General features: G+C 59.5%; 15 protein-coding genes. 5 read left to right on the top strand and 10 right to left on the bottom strand.

Annotated elements, in window-relative coordinates:
- Positions 1-120 precede the first annotated feature (120 nt).
- The 3 genes from ACZ3HH_RS05335 to nadE all read left to right on the top strand — a co-directional run bounded on the left by ACZ3HH_RS05335 (position 121) and on the right by nadE (position 3226).
- On the top strand, positions 121-1032 hold the full coding sequence (locus ACZ3HH_RS05335; RefSeq protein ID WP_465803213.1) for a LysR family transcriptional regulator: 912 nt from the start codon (positions 121-123) through the stop codon (positions 1030-1032).
- A gap of 135 nt (positions 1033-1167) precedes the next feature.
- Positions 1168-2394: a nicotinate phosphoribosyltransferase gene (gene pncB / locus ACZ3HH_RS05330; protein WP_048396150.1), complete on the top strand. Its 1227-nt coding sequence runs from the start codon at positions 1168-1170 to the stop codon at positions 2392-2394.
- 4 nt (positions 2395-2398) lie between these two features.
- Complete coding sequence (gene nadE, locus ACZ3HH_RS05325) at positions 2399-3226, top strand: ammonia-dependent NAD(+) synthetase (RefSeq protein ID WP_465803211.1); 828 nt, start codon at positions 2399-2401, stop codon at positions 3224-3226.
- Positions 3227-3408: 182 nt separating this feature from the next.
- On the opposite strand, the gene azu is transcribed toward nadE, so the two are convergent.
- Positions 3409-3855: an azurin gene (gene azu, locus ACZ3HH_RS05320; protein WP_192345948.1), complete on the bottom strand. Its 447-nt coding sequence runs from the start codon at positions 3853-3855 to the stop codon at positions 3409-3411.
- A 344-nt stretch (positions 3856-4199) separates the two neighbouring features.
- Between azu and ACZ3HH_RS05315 the strand changes: the two genes are divergently transcribed.
- Together ACZ3HH_RS05315 and ACZ3HH_RS05310 are read left to right on the top strand one after the other, a co-directional pair.
- Entirely contained in the window at positions 4200-4787 is a 588-nt protein-coding gene (locus ACZ3HH_RS05315; RefSeq protein ID WP_367373966.1) for an LOG family protein, read from the top strand.
- 68 nt (positions 4788-4855) lie between these two features.
- On the top strand, positions 4856-5041 hold the full coding sequence (locus ACZ3HH_RS05310) for a hypothetical protein (RefSeq protein ID WP_465803209.1): 186 nt from the start codon (positions 4856-4858) through the stop codon (positions 5039-5041).
- A 224-nt stretch (positions 5042-5265) separates the two neighbouring features.
- Here ACZ3HH_RS05310 and ACZ3HH_RS05305 read toward each other — a convergent pair whose 3' ends face one another.
- The 9 genes from ACZ3HH_RS05305 to ACZ3HH_RS05265 all read right to left on the bottom strand — a co-directional run bounded on the left by ACZ3HH_RS05305 (position 5266) and on the right by ACZ3HH_RS05265 (position 19341).
- Positions 5266-6156, bottom strand: a complete 891-nt coding sequence (locus ACZ3HH_RS05305) for a transglutaminase family protein (RefSeq protein WP_465803207.1) — start codon at positions 6154-6156, stop codon at positions 5266-5268.
- Positions 6156-8642: a circularly permuted type 2 ATP-grasp protein gene (locus ACZ3HH_RS05300; RefSeq protein ID WP_465803206.1), complete on the bottom strand. Its 2487-nt coding sequence runs from the start codon at positions 8640-8642 to the stop codon at positions 6156-6158. Before ACZ3HH_RS05300 ends, ACZ3HH_RS05305 begins: the two co-directional genes overlap by 1 nt.
- A gap of 88 nt (positions 8643-8730) precedes the next feature.
- Positions 8731-12006, bottom strand: coding sequence for a transglutaminase family protein (locus ACZ3HH_RS05295; protein ID WP_465803204.1), 3276 nt, complete (start codon positions 12004-12006; stop codon positions 8731-8733).
- Positions 12007-12298: 292 nt separating this feature from the next.
- The gene (locus tag ACZ3HH_RS05290) at positions 12299-12760 is read right to left on the bottom strand and encodes a hypothetical protein (RefSeq protein WP_465803203.1); all 462 of its coding nucleotides are present in this window, start codon (positions 12758-12760) and stop codon (positions 12299-12301) included.
- Positions 12757-13677 (bottom strand): NAD synthetase, encoded by a 921-nt coding sequence (locus tag ACZ3HH_RS05285; protein WP_465803201.1) that lies wholly within the window; start codon positions 13675-13677, stop codon positions 12757-12759. The genes ACZ3HH_RS05290 and ACZ3HH_RS05285 overlap by 4 nt, the downstream gene beginning before the upstream one ends.
- A 226-nt stretch (positions 13678-13903) precedes the next feature.
- Positions 13904-16207: a YgiQ family radical SAM protein gene (locus ACZ3HH_RS05280; protein ID WP_030128321.1), complete on the bottom strand. Its 2304-nt coding sequence runs from the start codon at positions 16205-16207 to the stop codon at positions 13904-13906.
- A gap of 259 nt (positions 16208-16466) precedes the next feature.
- The gene (dnaB, locus tag ACZ3HH_RS05275) at positions 16467-17861 is read right to left on the bottom strand and encodes a replicative DNA helicase (protein WP_007902695.1); all 1395 of its coding nucleotides are present in this window, start codon (positions 17859-17861) and stop codon (positions 16467-16469) included.
- A gap of 120 nt (positions 17862-17981) precedes the next feature.
- Positions 17982-18428 carry a 50S ribosomal protein L9 gene (gene rplI, locus ACZ3HH_RS05270; protein WP_003197251.1) on the bottom strand — a complete coding sequence of 149 codons (447 nt, stop codon included), beginning with the start codon at positions 18426-18428 and terminating at the stop codon, positions 17982-17984.
- A 19-nt stretch (positions 18429-18447) separates the two neighbouring features.
- Positions 18448-19341 (bottom strand): hypothetical protein, encoded by an 894-nt coding sequence (locus ACZ3HH_RS05265; protein WP_465803199.1) that lies wholly within the window; start codon positions 19339-19341, stop codon positions 18448-18450.
- Between the last annotated feature and the right edge of the window lie 24 nt (positions 19342-19365).

Genomic DNA, 19365 nt, shown 5'->3' with positions numbered 1-19365 from the left:
AGTTTTAGCTCCCCGGAGGTTACCCAACAAACGACCTTTAAGAGAGATATCATTCCGTTTATTCATGCTGCGAATCTGCCGGTAAAAAAGAGCATAGAGAAACAAGAAAAAGGACCACCCATGCTGAATAAACGCTATTTGCCGTCGATCACCGCTCTGCAGTGCTTCGAGGCGGTGACCCGGCATTTGAGCTTCACTCGTGCCGCCGAAGAGCTGAACCTGACGCAGAGCGCCGTGAGCAAACAGGTCGCGCAACTCGAAGAATTGTTGCAACACCTGTTGTTTCGCCGGGTGCGTCGACGCCTGCAGATGACCCCCGCCGGCGATTTGTACTTGGTGGAAGTGCGAAAAATCCTCACTCAAGTCGAAATGTCGACCCATTACCTGCGCTCCTACGGCGGTGATACCGAAGTTTTGCGAGTCTCGACGCCTCCGACCTTCGGTGCGCGCTGGCTGGTGCCGCGCTTGAAAGGCTGGCGCCTGCGCCATCCGTCGATCCATCTGGACCTGTGCAGCGAACAGGAAGCCGACGACTTGCTACAAGGTCGCAGTGACCTGGCGTTCTACTTCGGCCAGGGCTCTCGGCCCGGCACCGAATGCCTGAAGCTGTTTGGCGAGGAGCTGGTACCTGTCTGCGCACCGGGCAGCCTGCCGGACACGCCGTTCACCGACCCTACGCAACTCACCGACCTGGTCCTGCTGCAAAATGCCTCCCGGCCTCAGGCCTGGCACGACTGGTTCGACAGCCAGGGCTACCATACCGAACACAGCTACCACGGCCCGCGTTTCGAAACCTTCTACATGTGCATCCGCGCCGCCCAGGTCGGCTGCGGCGTGGCGCTGCTGCCGAAGTTTCTGGTGGAAGAGGAATTGGCCGACGGCAAACTGGTCATTCCCTGGAAGCATGCGATGCCCAGCACCGATGCTTATTACCTGGCGTATCCGGAGCATTCGGCGGAAGTACCCAAGGTGCGGGATTTTGTGAAGTGGATGCTGGAGCAGATTGATAGCCCGGATGGATCGCAAAATTAGGGTTGCTCCCACAGGGATCTCCGGCGATTAAAAAATCGCTGGCAATCCCCACCACTGATATGCGCCACTAGCCCCATTCATTGAAACAGCTGCAACGTCGCTGCCACGGGCCGCGGCCAGCCTGGAGACCCCGTTATGAGCGAGAGTGTGTTTGCCGATCGCATCGTGCAGAACCTGCTCGACACCGACTTCTACAAACTGACGATGATGCAGGCGGTGCTGCACAACTACCCGAACGTGGAAGTCGAATGGGAGTTTCGTTGCCGTAACAGTGAGGACCTGCGCCCGTACCTGGCGGAGATCCGTTTCCAGATCGAGCGCCTCGCCGAGTTGAGCCTGAGTGCCGATCAGTTGAGTTTTCTGGAGCGAATCAGCTTTCTGAAACCGGATTTCCTGCGCTTTCTCGGGCTGTTCCGCTTCAACCTGCGCTATATCCACACTGGCATTGAAAACGGCGAGTTGTTCATCCGTCTGCGCGGGCCGTGGCTGCACGTGATTCTGTTCGAAGTGCCGCTGCTGGCGCTCGTCAGCGAAGTGCGCAACCGTTATCGCTACCGGGAAATCGTTCTGGAACAGGCCCGCGAACAGCTCTATCGCAAGTTCGACTGGCTGACCGCCAACGCCAGCGCGGACGAATTGTCCGAGTTGCAAGTAGCCGATTTCGGCACCCGCCGTCGCTTCTCGTACCGTGTACAGGAAGAAGTGGTTAACGTGCTCAAGCATGATTTCCCCGGCCGCTTCGTTGGTACCAGCAACGTGCACCTGTCCCGGGAGCTGGACATGAAGCCGCTGGGCACCATGGCCCACGAATGGATCATGGCCCACCAGCAACTCGGTCCGCGGTTGATCGACAGCCAGATTGCCGCCCTCGACTGTTGGGTCCGCGAATACCGAGGATTGCTGGGAATCGCCCTGACGGACTGCATCACCTCCGATGCCTTCCTCAACGATTTCGACCTGTTCTTTGCCAAACTCTTCGACGGCTTGCGCCACGATTCCGGTGACCCGGTGCAGTGGGCGGAAAAAGCCATCGCCCACTATCACAAGCTCGGCATCGACCCGATGAGCAAGACCCTGGTGTTTTCCGACAGTCTGACGCTACCCAAATCTCTGGAGATTTTTCGGGCATTGCGCGGCCGGATCAATGTCAGCTTCGGCATCGGCACCAACCTGACGTGCGATATTCCGGGTGTCGAACCGATGAGCATCGTGCTTAAAATGACGGCCTGCAACGGCCAGCCAGTGGCCAAGATTTCTGATGAGCCTGGCAAGACTCACTGCAAAGACCCGAATTTCGTCGCCTATTTACGACATGTTTTCCAAGTACCTGCCGCCATTTCCAGCCCATCTAGCAAGGAGTGAATTCATGCAAGCCGTACAGCGTGAGATTGCTGAACAGCTCAAGGTCCAACCGCCGTTTGCGGATCAACTCGCCCTCAAGGCTGAAGTTGCCCGGCGGATTACCTTCATTCAGGACTGCCTGGTCAATGCCGGGCTCAAGACGTTGGTGCTGGGCATCAGCGGCGGCGTCGACTCCCTGACCGCCGGCCTGCTGGCCCAGCGCGCCATGCGTGAACTGCGCGAGCGCACCGGGGACAGCAGCTACAAGTTCATCGCTGTGCGCCTGCCGTACGAAACGCAGTTCGATGAACACGATGCCCAGGCTTCAGTGGACTTCATCGCTCCGGACGAACGCCATACGGTCAACATCGGCCCTGCAGTCAAATCCCTGGCCGGCGAAGTGGCGGCTTTTGAAGGCAAGCACGCGGTTTCGGTGGATTTCGTGTTGGGCAACACCAAGGCGCGGATGCGCATGGTCGCGCAATACACCATCGCCGGCGCGGCTCACGGCCTGGTGATTGGCACCGACCATGCGGCAGAAGCGGTGATGGGCTTCTTCACCAAGTTCGGTGACGGCGCCTGCGACCTCGCACCGCTGAGCGGCCTGGTAAAAAATCAGGTCCGGGCGATTGCCCGCAGCTTCGGCGCGCCGGAGTCGCTGGTGGAAAAAATCCCGACCGCCGACCTCGAAGACCTGTCGCCGGGCAAACCGGACGAAGCGTCCCACGGCGTGACCTACGCCGAGATCGACGCCTTCCTGCACGGCGAACCGGTGCGTGAGGAAGCGTTCAAGATCATCTGCGACACGTACAAAAAGACCCATCACAAGCGCGTGATGCCGTTTGCACCTTGATAGGTGAATGAATGGAAAAGCCCGCTGGAGTGTTGAACTTCAGCGGGCTTTTCTTTGGTCAAGGCATTCGTCGATGCTTCTGAGCTCTTCGCGGGCAAGCCCGCTCCCACAGTGATGTGTGTCGTTCACAAAACCTGTGGGAGCGGGCTTGCCCGCGATGAACGATGACGCGGTACTTCGACTTACTTCAGAGTAACCGTACCTTTCATCATCGAGATGTGGCCCGGGAACGAGCAGAAGAAGCCGTATTTCTCGGCAGCATTGAGCTTCGACACGTCGAAAGTCACCGAGTCGGTTTCCTTCGCACCGATGACTTTGGTGTGAGCGATGATGCGGGCATCACCTTCTTTCAGGTAGTTCTTGTCGATACCTGCCGCCAGGCCATCGGTGGCGATCGGCTGCATGTCGGCTTCTTTGCTCAGCACCCAGTTATGACCCATGACGTTTTTTGGCAGGCTGCCCGAATGGGTCAACTCAACAGTGAAAGTCTTGCAGCTTTTGTCGATTTCAATGGCCTTGGTGTTGAAGGACATCTGATCGGTGGAGTCGATGGTCGTCTTGCACTCGGCAGCCATCAATTGGCTGCTGGCCAGCGTCAGCAGGGATACCGCAACAAGTTTGGCAAACATGGTGAATCTCCAAGGCAGGGTTAACAAAAGTGCTTATGGACAGAAGACTGCCTGAAATCTTCGCAAGTTCCTATGACCTGAATCAAAAATTGTATACAACTTTCGGGCTATGACACTCATCGAAACAATCTACCAGCCAGACGTCTGGCACGGCCCTATCATCAGGGCCGTCATCTCTCATCCGGAGCGTCTGTCATGTCTTTCAACGGTTTATTGAGCAGTTTGCTCGCCGCTTATGCCTGTGGCGCCAGCGGTACCTGTGAAACACCTGAACACGAGGTTTAACCCTTGGAACGAGGCAAGCCTGCCTTTACTCTGTGGCCCTGATGACCATGGAGTAAGGCATGTCTTTAGCGTCCGTTTGTGTATTTTGCGGTGCCAGCGCTGGCACTAACCCGGCTTATCGTGAAGCGGCTGTCGCCCTGGGGCGAGCATTGGCCGAGCGCAAGCTGACTCTGGTCTATGGCGGCGGCGCCGTCGGGCTGATGGGGATTGTGGCCGATGCCGCGCTGGCGGCCGGCGGTGAAGTGATCGGGATCATTCCGCAGAGCCTCAAAGACAAGGAAATCGGCCACAGCGGCCTGACTCGCCTGGAAGTGGTCGATGGCATGCATGCGCGCAAGGCGCGAATGGCCGAGCTCAGCGATGCCTTCATTGCTCTGCCCGGCGGCCTGGGCACACTGGAAGAGCTGTTCGAAGTCTGGACCTGGGGCCAGCTCGGCTATCACGGAAAACCGCTGGGTTTGCTGGAAGTAAACGGTTTCTACAGCAAATTGACGTCTTTTCTTGATCATATCGTCGGCGAAGGCTTCGTTCGCGAAGCGCACCGTGACATGCTGCAAATGAGCGAATCGCCGCAAACCCTGCTCGACGCACTGGACGCCTGGCAACCCTCGGTACCGCCAAAATGGACCGAGCAAAAACCCAGCTAACGGCTCGGCATCGATACAGGGCAGAATATGCGCCGCTCAACCTCACCTTCGACCCCAGAGGATCGCCCATGGCTAAACCTAATTATTCCTTCGCCAAACGTCAGAGAGACTTGGCCAAGGAGCAGAAGAAAGAGGAAAAGCTTCAGCGCAAGAAAGCTACAGCTGAAGAAGAAGCAGCACTGAACCCGGATACCGAAGGCGAAGTGGCTACAGACGAAACTGAAGCACCGAAAGATCAGGCGCCCGACGCCTGAGACCCTCAGGGCCCGATGATCTGATCAGGCCCACCGGATCTGTGTCCAGGGTCAGCAACGATGTTGCTGACCCTCACAGGCCAATCTGAAAATACCCCTCCAGAAATGATTTACACATCCCCATGTGGGAGCGAGCCTGCTCGCGATGACGGCGGCACACTTAGCAAGTATTTGACTGATACACCGCTATCGCGAGCAGGCTCGCTCCCACAATTTGATCTCAGTTACTCCAATGGCATTACTGTAACCCGTACCTCCGGGTCGTGGCTGCCACCGCCCAGAATCACCCCGCGCAGTGGCGACACATCGGAAAAGTCCCGGCCCCAGGCCAGGGTGATGTGCTCCAGCGCCGGTTGCACATTGTTGGTCGGGTCGAAATCCACCCAGCCCAGCACCGGACAAAACACCGACACCCAGGCATGAGACGCATCGGCACCGATCAGCCGTGGCTGGCCCGGCGGGGGCTGGGTCAGCAAGTAGCCGCTGATATACCGCGCCGCTAATCCACGGGAGCGGACACAAGCGAGCATCAAGTGGGCAAAGTCCTGGCAAACGCCTCGCCGCCTCTCCAGCACTTCCACCAGCGGTGTCGCCACTTGGGTCGCTTCGGCGTCGAAGGTGAATTCGCTGAAGATCTTCTCCATCAACGCCTGAACCCCCAGCAGCAATGGCCGGCCAGGAGGAAAGCAACTTTCCGAGAACTCGACGAAGTTGCGCTTCAAGTGCACGTAAGGCGATTCGAACCGGTAACGGCAGGCTTCCAGCAATTCAGGAGACAGTGGCTGACTGCTGTAGGTCAGCGCATTGCAGGTTTCTTCCCAGGCTGGCGATTGATTGAAATCCAATGATGGTCGGGCCAGCACTTCGACCGTCAGGCTGGCATTGACCAGCAACTCATCGTGCGGCCGCTCGAATGCCAACCGGGTCAGCGGGTTGCCGAACACATCCAGCTCATCCCGACGCGAGGTCGGATCGGGACTGATCTGCAATTGCTGATCGGTGCAGCGCTGCCAGGCACAGGCCCGTGGCCACAAATGCGCCAATTGCTGGGCCAGGGATACCGGGCTGTCATAGTGATAATGGGTGTCGTGGAAAATCTGGTAATGGGCATTCATCAGACGGACACCGTGCGTTGGCTGACATCATCGACATGGGCGAAATGGCGCAAGGCCAGGCGATCCGATACTTGGCCGCTGGCATCGGCGATCTCCTGCAACAGATCGGCCAACCCTTCTATGGCGGCACGGACACTGGCCTCGCCAAACAGTGAGTTTTCCAGGCAACCCAGATCGAAGCGCGCCAGCCGCTCCACCAACTGCGGCAGACCTGTTTCACGCGGCGCACCAAAGTCGTCGTTCAAGCGCTTCAGCGTGCGAGTCACCAGCTTCAACTGGAACAACACCGCGTGAGGGTTCTGCTCGTCGAGCAACAACAGGTCCAGCACCGGGATCAATTGCGCCACCGCCAGATAGCGCGAGCGGTAGGTGATGCTGCTGTTGCCCAACTCCAGCAGCCATTCCAGCCCGGCCTGATCGGAAGTTCCGGCGCCACGCAGAAACGCCGCCAGGCTGCCGCTGAGAAACTGCAGCCGCTCGATCCGTCGTCCGATCATCAGGAAACGCCAGCCTTCGTCTCGGGTCATGTCGTCGAGGGCAAATCCGGACAGCGCCGCCAGCGACATCACCAACCGGTTGAGAAAATCCAGCAACTCGCCGAAATCCGGCTCGTCGGTTTCCAGCGCCATGGCTTCGCGCTGCAATTCCACCAGCGCTTGCCAGTTCTCTCGCGAGAGCTTGCCGCGTACTTGCGACGCCGCCCACTGCAAGCGTTGCAGGTTGGAGCGCAGGCTGAACGGCCAATCATCGCCAAGCAGTGCCGCCAGCAATCGCTCCGGCAACTCGCCCTCCTCCGGCAACAGATTCAAGCGTTCACCGAGATCGACCGCCGCCTCCAGGGCTTGCGGGTCATCGCCATCGACATAGCGAGCGAGCATGATGCGCAGCAGCCGCGCGCTGTCATCGCAGCGCTCACAGTAACGGCCGAACCAGAACAGGTTCTCGACCACCCGCGATGGCAGATACGGATCGCGTCGTACTAGATCGTGAACGCCAATATTGCGCTGGGCTTTCCATTGTTCGCCGCTGGGCGGGCGATCGCCCAATACCCAAGTGTCCTTGCTGGCACCGCCGCGCTGCATCGACACCACTTCGGCATCGGCTTCGGCGGCAACCCGGGTCAAGCCACCTGGCAGCACTCGATAGCCGTCCCGACTGGCCACCGCATACACGCGCATGCCGATGGCTCGCGGTTGCAACTGGCCACCTTCGGCCTGCCAGATCGGCGCTTGGGACAGTTGCGCCAATTCTTGCGCAACATAGGCGTAAGGCCGTGCCTGCATGCGCTCGGCCAAGGCCTGGCGCTGTTTTTCACTCAAATCACGACCAAACACCGGGGCAAAGCTCTGCGACGGAAACGCCGGTTTGATCAACAGCTCCGGCAGTTTTTCCAGGGCTTGGGCCAGCACCGGCGCTTCACCACACCACCAGGTCGCGATGGACGGCAGAATCAGCTCTTCGCCGAACAGATACTGATTAATCTTCGGCAGGAAACCCAGCAATCCCGGTGATTCCAGCACGCCGCTGCCGAGGGCGTTGGCCACCAACACCCGGCCCTGGCGCACGGCTTCAAGCAGCCCCGGCACGCCGAGGGCCGAGTCGGTGCGCAGCTCCAGCGGGTCGCAGAAATCATCGTCGAGCCGACGCATGATCGCGTGGACCCGACGCAGGCCGCTCAAGGTTTTCAGGTAGACCGTGGCATCCCGGACAGTCAGGTCGCCGCCCTCCACCAACGGATAACCGAGCTGACGAGCCAGGTACAGGTGTTCGAAATAGCTTTCGTTGAAACGCCCCGGCGTCAGCAGCACCACCAGTGGTGCTTCGTCATCGCTCGGTGCCTGACGGGCGAGTGTTTCCTGGAGGGTGCGGAAGAACCCGGCCAGGTGCTGCACCTTCAAATCGCGGTACAACTCGGGGAAGGCTCGGGACACGATGGTGCGATTTTCCAGCGCGTAACCGGCACCGGATGGCGCTTGAGTCCGATCCGCCGTTACCCACCAGCGACCGTCAGGCGTGCGCGCCAGATCCACGGCGTACAGATGCAGAAACGCCCCGTCGGGCGGCGCAATGCCCTGACAGGGCCAGAGGAAGTTGTTGTGACCGAACACCAGCTCAGCCGGCAACAGGCCTTCGGCGATCAAGCGCTGAGGCCCGTAAAGGTCCGCCAGCACAGCATTGAGCAACCGCGCCCGTTGAGCGATCCCGGCCGATAACTGTTCCCACTCATCGGCGGCAATCACATGGGGTAGCAGGTCCAGCTCCCATGGCCGGTCGGCGCCCTTGGGGTCGGCGTAGACGTTATAGGTCACGCCGTTTTCCTGGATCTGCCGGGTCAGCAGCGCCTGACGCTGCACCAGTTGAGCTGGCGTGCTGCGTTGCAATTGATCGAACAACCGCCGCCAGTGCGGGCGCACGGCACCGCTGTTATCGAGCAGTTCGTGATAAGTGCCCGCGGTCAGCGGGTAGCGGTCAAGCAGATCAGGCATGGAAAGCTCGGCAGACAGCAAAGAATGGTCAGACTAACGCAGGCTCATGACGCCCGGATAGACGAAAAATCCGAGCGTCGCGTAGGGTTTAGAAACGTCGCAAATCGAGAGTCATCGGTAACTCGTCGTTCACTTCCACATTCGGTATAGGAAGTTTCCCAGGGCTGTGTCCGATGCGGAAGAAACGCGCCATCCGCCGGCTCTCCGCCTCATTGGCGTTCACCGGCAAGCTGTCGTAGTTGCGCCCGCCCGGATGGGCGACGTGGTACTGACAACCGCCCAGCGACCGCCCCATCCAAGTGTCGAGCAAGTCGAACACCAGCGGCGCGTGGACCGGGATGGTCGGTTGCAGGCAGTTGGCCGGTTGCCAGGCGCGAAAGCGTACGCCAGCGACGAACTCACCGACCCGCCCCGTGGGTTGCAACGGCACCGGAATGCCGTTGCACGTCAGCAGATAACGCTGGGGCGGCAGGCCGCTGAGCTTGACCTGCAAACGCTCCAGCGACGAATCCACATAACGCACCGTGCCACCTGCCGCGCCTTCCTCGCCGAGTACATGCCAAGGCTCCAGCGCCTGACGCACTTCCAGTTGGATGCCACTGACCGCGTAGTCGCCGACCTTGGGAAAACGGAATTCCAGATGCGCCGCAAACCACTCGGCCCGCACGGGGTAACCGGCGGCATTGAGGTCAACGATCACATCAGCGAAATCCTGCTCGATAAAGTGCGGCAACAGGAACCGGTCGTGTAGCTCTGTGCCCCAGCGCGCCAGTTTCGGCGGTGCATAAGGCTCGCGCCAGAACCGCGCCACCAACGCCCGCAGCAACAATTGCTGAGCCAGGCTCATTCGCGCGTGGGGCGGCATTTCAAAGGCTCGCAGCTCCAGTAACCCGAGGCGCCCGGTGGCGCCGTCCGGCGAATACAGTTTGTCGATGCAGAACTCGGCGCGGTGGGTGTTGCCGGTCACGTCGATCAGCAAATTGCGCAGCAAACGATCCACCAGCCAAGGTGGGCATTCTTCGCCCGGCTTCGGCATCTGTGCGAAGGCGATTTCCAGCTCATACAGCGAATCGTTACGCGCCTCATCTACCCGCGGCGCCTGGGACGTCGGACCGATGAACAATCCGGAAAACAGGTAGGACAAGGATGGATGGTTATGCCAGTAGCTGATCAGGCTGCGCAGCAGATCGGGACGGCGCAGAAACGGTGAGTCAGCCGGGGTCGCGCCACCCAATACGAAATGGTTGCCGCCGCCGGTGCCTGTGTGCCGGCCGTCGATCATGAATTTCTCGGTGGTGAGTCGAGTCTGGCGCGCCTCTTCGTAAAGAAACTCGGTGCGCTCCACCAACTCATCCCAGGTGGCGGACGGCTGGACGTTGACCTCGATCACACCCGGATCCGGTGTAATGCGGAAGTTGCCCAAGCGCGGATCGCTCGGCGGTTCATAGCCTTCCAGCAACACCGGGCAATGCAGTTCCTCGGCGGAGGCTTCGATGGCGGTGACCAGTTCCAGATAGTCCTCTACCCGTTCCAGTGGCGGCATGAACAGGTACAACCGGCCTTCTCGCGCTTCGGCGCAGAATGCGGTGCGGGTCAGCCAGTCGGCGGACTCGTCGATCTTTGGCGCACGCTCGTCGGCGGTTTGCGGTTGAGCGTGATTCTGTAGCTGGTCGGTGCCCGGCAGCTCAGGGAAATCCTGATTCGGGTCGACAGGATGAATGAACGGATACTCCGCTGCCTTCACCCAAGGCTGTGAGCCGAGTGGCAAGCGATACCCCAGCGGCGAATCCCCCGGCACCAATCGGCAATGTTCTTCCCGCAGATACCAGCGGCCGCTCTGCCACTGATCGCCCTTGGCGGTGCGCGCCAGCGGCAGGACCTGACCGATAACCTTGTCCAGGCCCTGACTGAAGGCTTTGCGCAGGCGCGCCCGCTCCAAAGGCTCTTCCAGCCGTGAGTCTTCGGCGCTGACGTTCTGCGGCAAAGTGCCTTCGCGCCAGAGGTAATAGAAATTGTCTTCGTAGGCCGGGAACACAAAGCGTGTCGGAATTTTCAAGCGCTCGGCGACACTCGCCAGAAAACGCCCGGCCAACCCGCTATCGGCGCCGTAATCTTCCTGCTCATCGGCGATCAGCGCGCTGTTGTGCCAGATCGGCACGCCGTCGCGGCGCCAGTAGCAGTTCAGCGACCAGCGCGGCAGTTGCTCGCCGGGATACCACTTGCCCTGACCGAAATGCACCAGCCCCTTGGGCGCGTAATGCTTGCGCATGCGCTGGAACAGTTCGGCCGACAGCCGACGCTTGTCCGGCCCGAGTGCCGCGGTATTCCACTCGGCGCCGTCCGGGTCATCGATGGAAACGAACGTCGGCTCGCCGCCCATGGTCAGGCGCACGTCGCCTTCGAGCAGGTCGGCATCGATCTGCCGTCCGAGGGCCTGAATCGCCAGCCACTGGTCATCGGTGTAGGGCTTGGTAACCCGCGGCGCTTCCCAAATCCGCTCGACCGACATCTCGTGGGTGAATTCGCACTCGCACGGTTCCACCAAGCCACTGATCGGCGCCGCAGAGGACGGATCAGGACTACAGGCCAACGGAATATGTCCTTCACCGGCAAACAGCCCTGAGGTCGCGTCCAGGCCGATCCAGCCCGCACCGGGCAAATAGACCTCGCACCAGGCGTGCAGGTCAGTGAAATCCACTTCGGTGCCCGAGGGGCCGTCGAGGCTTTTGACATCGGCGGTCAACTGAATCAGGTAACCGGACACGAAACGCGCTGCCAGGCCGAGGTTGCGCAGCAATTGCACCAGCAACCATGCCGAATCGCGGCAGGAGCCGGAGGCATGCTCGAGAGTGTGTTCCGGGGTCTGTACGCCCGGTTCCATGCGAATCAGGTAGCCAATGTCTTCGCTGAGGCGCTGGTTGAGCGCGACCAGGAAATCCACGCTCGGTAGCGGCGTACGATCGATGCCCTCCAGATAGGCCTTGAATTTCGGCGTCAGGGGCAAGGTTTCCAGGTACGGCGCCAGCTCTTTGCGCTCATCCGCGGCGTAGGCGAAAGGGATCTTTTCGGCGTAGGGCTCGAGGAAGAAGTCGAACGGATTGAAGACCGCCATCTCCGCCAGCAAGTCGACCTCGATCCGCAGCTCATCGGTTTTCTCCGGGAACACCAACCGCGCCAGGTAGTTGCCCTGGGGATCCTGCTGCCAGTTGATGAAATGCTGCTCGGGCGAGACTTTCAGCGCATAGGACAGTATCCGCGTGCGGCTGTGGGCAGCCGGGCGCAGGCGAACGATCTGCGGACCGAGCTCGACGGCGCGGTCGTAGCGGTAATGCGTGACGTGATGCAATGCGACATGAATCGACACGGCGTGCCTCCTGCGAGCCTGGACGTTATCGAAAGCGGCGCAAGACTTATGCCATGCAGGCAGGTCGGCCCCTTTCTTCCGTTACTCAAGGCAGTAGAGCACCAAAAGCGCGCATTGCTCACTTTCGTGCGCGCAACGGCGCACGTAAATGTAGCGGATCGGTGGTTGAGTCGGATCAACGACAGGCGCGCGATGCCCTGGAGGCTTGCCTGATCAGCTCACGCTGGCGACGGATTTACCGGATCGCTCCCGACAAGCCCTTTAGCAATGCCTATAGGGCTGCGAGGTGCATTCAACGCGGCTTGCGAGAGGCCTTGAAGCTTTGTTTGATGCGCTCTCGCTCATGGCGAATATCCACCAGCTTGCTTCGCATTTCTCGTTGTCCGTTGCTATTGAGAAAAAGCAGCCCCAGTAAAGGGGACAGCAAGGCCAACACATAAATGGCTCTGGGGGGGGTGTAGTGGATCATCGGCAACACGAACAGCAGGCATGCCACCAACACCCCGACCACCATCCACACCCACCGCGGCCTTCCACGCATAATCATGAAGTTGCTATGAACAACCAGAAGCGTCAGTGCTGCGCCTGCCAGAAAAATGTACAACCCGCTGTCAGCAAGCGGCGCATTCTGGAAATAGGTGACGAATGACAGCGCAACTGCAAAGGCGAGTGAAAAGTAGGCGGCAAAAATCCCGCCAAGAAATGCCAGAAAGTAACGTCTGAAAAATGCCTTTAGTGTTAGTTGTTCGCTCACTCGTCGATCTCCTCGTACAGGCCGATCGCAACAGTTTTGACATTGCCTGACAAGGCACTTCCAGTAAGGCCGATCGCAGCCCCTAACGAATCTTTGATCTGGGTGACCGTGCCATGCTTGAGTTGAGTTGGCGTAAAGCGTTTGGGCAGTTCTCCCGCCAATTGCTTCAATTTGAGCATCTTCGATGTCAATCTTGGATCATTGATGCTCAGAAGTTCCTTGGTCAGCTTCGCCCGTTCCTGTCTGTTCAGCCCACGAAGCACATCGCGCAGGCTTTTCCCGGTGGTGGCTTTGGCGACCCTGACCAGTTTGATGGTGGTCAGAGCAGATGCCCCAACACCCACCAGTGAAGCGGCATCCAACCCGATAGATGCATTCTGGTACCACGCCTCACTGTCCAGCCAATCGTTCACTTCAGGCTTGGCCACTTCAAGGGTGGTTCGCGCGATGCCATTGAGGCACTGAAGACTGCTTGCACCTGCGGCGGTATAAGCAATAGCTACAACTACCGAACTCGCACCCGCGCTGAACGGAACCAGGATCGTTCCGCTGGCAATGACAGCCCAACTGATGACCGCCCCGGCGCACGACAGTGTGGTATTCACTGCCTCTGCTACCAATCGCGACTCCCGAGGATTGTTCTGCACCTGATCAGCGAATTGCGCAGGCGCAATGTACTTCTGAGCCTCACGCAAAATGATTCGCTTGGGCCTGATACTGCAAATCGGCTTGAACTCGCGCAGGGTCACTACGTTGAATTCGGCGTCGATGTACACCACGCCCGCGCCGACGATTCCGGGGTCGGCGTCGATGGCGGCGAACAGGCGTGGCAGGTTGATCTGGCTTTCGATGCGTTGGCGCGCCATGAACTGGGAGGGGCTGTAATCCATGCCGATGCCCGGTAAGGGGTTGCTCATGTGAATCGTCCTTGAGAGTCGGGGGTGAGATCTTTATTGCCTGTGCCGTCGCCATCGCCATCGCCATCGCGGGCGAGCCCGGCGCCCACAGGGTTTGGCGTTGTACAGGAAAATCGGTTTTCCCGGGCAGCCATTGAGTGCGCGTCACCTTAGCAAACAGGCCGCACACTCGCTAGAAAACAAAACGCCAGCACTAAGGCTGGCGTTTTGCGATTTGGCACGGAGACTAACGCGGCACGACTGGCTTGCGAGCCGGTTTAGGTCCCTTGCCTTTGGCCGCGTCCTTGCGCTCCTTGGCCGCCTGCTGATTGCGGGCGAACGCCGCAGCCTTGGCTTGTTCACGCTTGTCCCACGGGTTGCCGCCGTCGCTTGCGCGCGGTGGCAGACCGGTGTGCTGGGTCAGGATCTTGGTGGTCTTTTCCCCTGCCACTTTGTGGCTGCCAGCCGGTGTCGAGTTCTTGCGACGGGCGCTCTGGTAGCTGTCGGTCGCCGGCTGATGCAGCGGGATCAACTGGTTCTTGCCCGGCCCGATCAGGTCGGCGCGGCCCATGCGGGTCAGCGCTTCACGCAGCATTGGCCAGCCTTTCGGGTCGTGATAACGCAAGAACGCCTTGTGCAGGCGACGCTGCTCTTCGCTCTTGACGATGGTCACGCCGTCACTCTTGTAAGTGACCTTGCGCAATGGGTTTTTGCCCGAGTGGTACATCGCGGTGGCGGTGGCCATCGGTGACGGGTAGAACGCTTGCACCTGGTCGGCACGGAAGCCGTTGCCCTTGAGCCACAAGGCCAGGTTCATCATGTCTTCGTCGGTGGTACCCGGGTGAGCGGCGATGAAGTACGGAATCAGGTACTGCTCTTTCCCGGCTTCCTTGGTGTACTTCTCGAACATGCGCTTGAACTTGTCATAGCTGCCGATGCCCGGTTTCATCATCTGGTTGAGCGGACCTTCCTCGGTATGTTCCGGGGCGATCTTCAGGTAACCACCGACGTGGTGGGTCACCAGCTCTTTGACGTATTCCGGCGACTCGACCGCGAGGTCGTAGCGCAGACCGGAAGCGATCAGGATCTTCTTCACACCCGGCAAGGCACGGGCGCTGCGATAGAGCTGGATCAGCGACGAGTGATCGGTGTTCAGGTTCGGGCAAATGCCGGGGAACACGCACGAAGGCTTGCGGCACGCGGATTCGATTTCCGGCGTCTTGCAAGCGATGCGGTACATGTTCGCGGTCGGGCCGCCAAGATCGGAAATGACCCCGGTAAAGCCTGGGACCTTGTCGCGAATCTCTTCGATCTCACGAATGATCGACTCTTCGGAACGGTTCTGGATGATCCGGCCTTCGTGCTCGGTGATCGAACAGAACGTACAGCCGCCGAAACAGCCGCGCATGATGTTCACCGAGAAGCGAATCATGTCGTAGGCAGGAATCTTTTCCTTGCCGTACGCCGGGTGCGGAACCCGTGCGTAAGGCATGCCGAACACGTAGTCCATTTCTTCAGTGGTCATCGGAATCGGAGGCGGGTTGAACCAGACGTCGACTTCGCCATGCTTCTGCACCAGCGCGCGGGCGTTGCCCGGGTTGGTTTCCAGGTGCAACACGCGGTTGGCGTGGGCGTAAAGCACCGCGTCGCCACGGACTTTTTCAACCGATGGCAGACGAATCACCGTCTTGTCGCGTGTCATCTTGGGACTTGCCAGAATCTGCACGACTTTGGCTTCGCTCGGATCTTCAACCGGACCCTTTTCCTGCTCGATGGCGCAGGCTTGCGTGTCCTGGGTATTCACGTACGGGTTGATGATCTTGTCGACTTTGCCCGGACGGTCGATGCGCGTGGAATCGACTTCGTACCAGTCTTTGGGCGTGTCACGACGAATGAACGCGGTACCGCGCACGTCGGTGATGTCTTCGATCTTGTGACCGTAGGACAGGCGTTGGGCGACTTCAACGATCGCGCGCTCGGCGTTGCCGTAGAGCAGAATGTCGGCACAGGCGTCGATCAGGATCGAGTTGCGCACCCGGTCCTGCCAGTAATCGTAGTGGGCGATGCGGCGCAGGGAAGCTTCAATGCCACCGAGAACGATCGGCACGTTCTTGTAGGCTTCCTTGCAGCGCTGGCTGTAAACCAGGCTCGCGCGGTCCGGACGTTTGCCCGCCAGGCCACCGGGGGTGTAGGCGTCGTCGGAACGGATTTTCTTGTCGGCGGTATAGCGATTGATCATCGAATCCATGTTGCCGGCCGCGACGCCGAAGAACAGGTTCGGCTCGCCGAGCTTCATGAAGTCGTCTTTGGACTGCCAGTTCGGCTGCGCAATGATCCCGACGCGGAAGCCCTGGGCTTCCAGCAGTCGGCCGATGATTGCCATGCCAAACGACGGGTGGTCGACGTAGGCATCACCGGTGACGATGATGATGTCGCAGGAATCCCAGCCAAGCTGATCCATCTCCTCCCTGCTCATCGGCAGGAATGGCGCTGGCCCGAAACATTCGGCCCAGTACTTGGGATAGTCAAATAACGGCTTGGCTGCTTGCATGTCGATAACCGGTGTTGGCTTTCATTGAATTTCGCGGGCGCGGAATATAGCACAAAAATTGACCAATTCCGACGGCTATGGTCGGAAATTGCGGCGACCCCATCGCGTAAATATCCTGAGATCAGGCGCAACCCCTGTGGCGAGGGAGCTTGCTCCCGCTGGGCAGCGAAGCGGCCCCAAAATCTTGTGAGCGCTGCGCACTCAAGCGGGAGCAAGCTCCCTCGCCACAAAAGCTTCTTTGCCACAGGTTTCTATTGGGTTATTCGTCGTCGAAGTTGTAGCTGCCCGGCGCCAGGTTTTCGAAGCGGGTGTATTTGCCGATGAACGCCAGTCGTGACGTACCAATCGGGCCGTTCCGCTGCTTGCCGATGATGATCTCGGCGATGCCTTTATGCTCGGTTTCCGGGTGGTACACCTCATCCCGGTACACGAACATGATCACGTCAGCATCCTGCTCGATCGCTCCGGATTCCCGCAAGTCGGAGTTGATCGGGCGTTTGTTCGGTCGTTGCTCCAGGGAGCGGTTGAGCTGGGACAGCGCCACTACCGGGCAGTTGAATTCCTTGGCGAGGGCTTTCAAGGAACGGGAGATCTCGGAAATCTCATTGGTCCGGTTGTCGCCGCCGGAACCTGGAATCTGCATCAACTGCAAGTAGTCGATCATGATCAGGGCGATGTCGCCGTGTTCACGCACCAGACGCCGGGTTCGCGCGCGCATCTCCGAGGGGCTGATACCGGCCGTGTCGTCGATGAACAGCTTGCGATCGTTCAGCAGGTTGACCGCCGAGGTCAGGCGCGGCCAATCGTCGTCGTCCAGGCGACCGGCCCGGACCTTGGTCTGGTCGATACGCCCAAGGGACGAAAGCATACGCATGATCAGCGATTCGCCTGGCATCTCCAGCGAGTAAACCAGTACGCACTTGTCGCTGCGCAACACGGCGTTTTCCACCAGGTTCATCGCAAAGGTGGTTTTACCCATGGACGGACGGCCGGCGACGATGATCAGGTCGGAAGGCTGCAAGCCGCTGGTCTTCTCGTCGAGGTCGGTGTAACCGGTGGACAGGCCGGTGATGGCGTTGTCGGTGTTGAACAAGGTGTCGATGCGGTCGATAGCCTTGGTCAGCAGGTCATTCACACTCACCGGGCCGCCGGTTTTTGGCCGGGCCTCGGCGATCTGGAAGATCTGCCGCTCAGCTTCGTCAAGAATCTCTTCAGCTGTGCGGCCTTCCGGATTGAAGGCGCTGTCGGCAATTTCGGTGGCGATGCCGATCAACTGCCGCAACGTCGCCCGCGCACGAACGATTTGCGCATAGGCCTTGATGTTGGCGACGGACGGCGTGTTTTTCGCCAGTTCACCCAGGTAACCAAGGCCACCGACCTGGGACGTCTGACCTTCCTTGTCCAATTGCTCGGCAAGGGTCACGACGTCGATCGGGGAGTTCTGATCGGCCAGTTTGGCGATCGCACGGAAGATCAAACGGTGGTCATGACGATAGAAATCGCCGTCCGAAACCTGATCGAGCACGCGTTCCCAGGCGTTGTTGTCCAGCATCAGACCACCGAGCACGGCCTGCTCGGCCTCGATGGAATGCGGCGGCACCTTCAGGGCAGCGGTTTGCAGATCGTATTGCTCGGGAGCGGAGATATCGTTCATGGCCACTTGGTTTATTTAAGAAAAGCAGGGAGTTCAGAAAGACAAAGGGCACGACCTGTAAACAGGATCGTGCCCGATGTTACCGACAAGCACCCGAGGGTGCCAGCCGACAAGTGCTGCTTAAGCTGCTACCACGACAACGCGTACGGTGGCTTCAACTTCGGCGTGCAGGTGCACGGCTACGTCGAATTCGCCTACGTTGCGGATGGTGCCGTTCGGCAGACGAACTTCGCTTTTTGCAACTTCAACGCCAGAGGCGGTCAGTGCATCAGCGATGTCGTGGGTGCCGATCGAACCGAACAGCTTGCCTTCGTCACCAGCGGTGGCAGTGATAGTCACTTCCAGCTCAGCCAGTTGGGCGGCACGGCTTTCAGCCGAAGTTTTACGGTCTGCTGCGGCTTTTTCCAGCTCAGCGCGACGCTCTTCGAACGCAGCCAGGTTGGCAGCGGTCGCAGCGGTAGCTTTGCCGTAAGGCAGCAGGTAGTTACGACCGTAACCAGCCTTAACGTTCACTTTGTCACCCAGGTTGCCCAGGTTGGTGACTTTTTCCAGAAGGATCAGTTGCATGTGAAAATCCTCTTAACTTTTAACCTTCACCGTTCGCGTTATCGGCATCTTTCGGTGCCGAACGACCGCGAAAATCAATCAGGCTGTCGACGATGGCCAAGACCACCAGCAACGGATAGATCAGCTGCATGAACAGCAACAGCGTGACGTACAACCCCACCAGCCAGAATTTGGCCAGTCGCTTTTGCGCCACCAGCCCGTGAATCAGGGCCAGCCCGGCGAACACCAGCGGTACGCTGCACAACGGTGTCAACATGGCCATCTGCGAGCCTAAGTTAGGCCCCAGAAGCATCAACACCAGCAGCAACATCGCCGGTAAAAGCGGGATTCGGATGGCGCGAAACTCGCGACCAAAACCACCCGGGTTGTACAACATCGCCTGCCAGTAGCGCCCGACAATCAGGCTCAGCACACTGACGATTTGCAACAAGGCCGCAATCAGGCCGGTCAGGACCGGTGCAATCAGGGACGCGAAACGCGCTTGCTCGTCTACCGACAATTGCTGGTAGACATCACCGAGTAGCGACGGCATGACTTTTATCAAAGCCTGCGCCAGCATCTCGATCTGGGGCGCAAAAGCCGCCCCCAGCACCACTGAAAACACCAATCCCATCGCTATGCTGACCAGCAGCACGCGGTTCCAGGACTCACTTGCGCGCAAAACCAACGCAAGGCTCGAAGACCCCAGCAGCACCAGAAGTGCCCGTGGGTCGTCGGAGTAAAGCCACCAGATCAACGCCGGCAGCAGTCCCAGAGCAAGAACGCCCAAGGCGTCCTTCAATCCGCGCCGCAGGAGCACAAGGCATCCGGCGGCAGCACCCAACCAATACAACAACGGCAATGTTGCGCATCCGGCCACTACCAGAGTGGCCTGCATACGGCCGCGCATGATGAACTCAGCTAAGGCGCGCATGCATTCAATCCTTTGCTACGTGTC

The organism is Pseudomonas sp. PME37.24/025, from assembly GCF_055556615.1.
The sequence above is the reverse complement of the archived record's forward strand: the minus strand, read 5'-3'. Positions and strand labels throughout refer to the sequence as shown.

What these genes read in the sequence shown, in the direction of transcription:
- ACZ3HH_RS05335 (WP_465803213.1), top strand. Translation starts at nt 121, where the DNA reads ATGCTGAATAAACGCTATTTGCCGTCGATCACCGCTCTGCAGTGCTTC.
- pncB (WP_048396150.1), top strand. Translation starts at nt 1,168, where the DNA reads ATGAGCGAGAGTGTGTTTGCCGATCGCATCGTGCAGAACCTGCTCGAC.
- nadE (WP_465803211.1), top strand. Translation starts at nt 2,399, where the DNA reads ATGCAAGCCGTACAGCGTGAGATTGCTGAACAGCTCAAGGTCCAACCG.
- azu (WP_192345948.1), bottom strand. Translation starts at nt 3,855, where the DNA reads ATGTTTGCCAAACTTGTTGCGGTATCCCTGCTGACGCTGGCCAGCAGC.
- ACZ3HH_RS05315 (WP_367373966.1), top strand. Translation starts at nt 4,200, where the DNA reads ATGTCTTTAGCGTCCGTTTGTGTATTTTGCGGTGCCAGCGCTGGCACT.
- ACZ3HH_RS05310 (WP_465803209.1), top strand. Translation starts at nt 4,856, where the DNA reads ATGGCTAAACCTAATTATTCCTTCGCCAAACGTCAGAGAGACTTGGCC.
- ACZ3HH_RS05305 (WP_465803207.1), bottom strand. Translation starts at nt 6,156, where the DNA reads ATGAATGCCCATTACCAGATTTTCCACGACACCCATTATCACTATGAC.
- ACZ3HH_RS05300 (WP_465803206.1), bottom strand. Translation starts at nt 8,642, where the DNA reads ATGCCTGATCTGCTTGACCGCTACCCGCTGACCGCGGGCACTTATCAC.
- ACZ3HH_RS05285 (WP_465803201.1), bottom strand. Translation starts at nt 13,677, where the DNA reads ATGAGCAACCCCTTACCGGGCATCGGCATGGATTACAGCCCCTCCCAG.
- ACZ3HH_RS05280 (WP_030128321.1), bottom strand. Translation starts at nt 16,207, where the DNA reads ATGCAAGCAGCCAAGCCGTTATTTGACTATCCCAAGTACTGGGCCGAA.
- dnaB (WP_007902695.1), bottom strand. Translation starts at nt 17,861, where the DNA reads ATGAACGATATCTCCGCTCCCGAGCAATACGATCTGCAAACCGCTGCC.
- rplI (WP_003197251.1), bottom strand. Translation starts at nt 18,428, where the DNA reads ATGCAACTGATCCTTCTGGAAAAAGTCACCAACCTGGGCAACCTGGGT.
- ACZ3HH_RS05265 (WP_465803199.1), bottom strand. Translation starts at nt 19,341, where the DNA reads ATGCGCGCCTTAGCTGAGTTCATCATGCGCGGCCGTATGCAGGCCACT.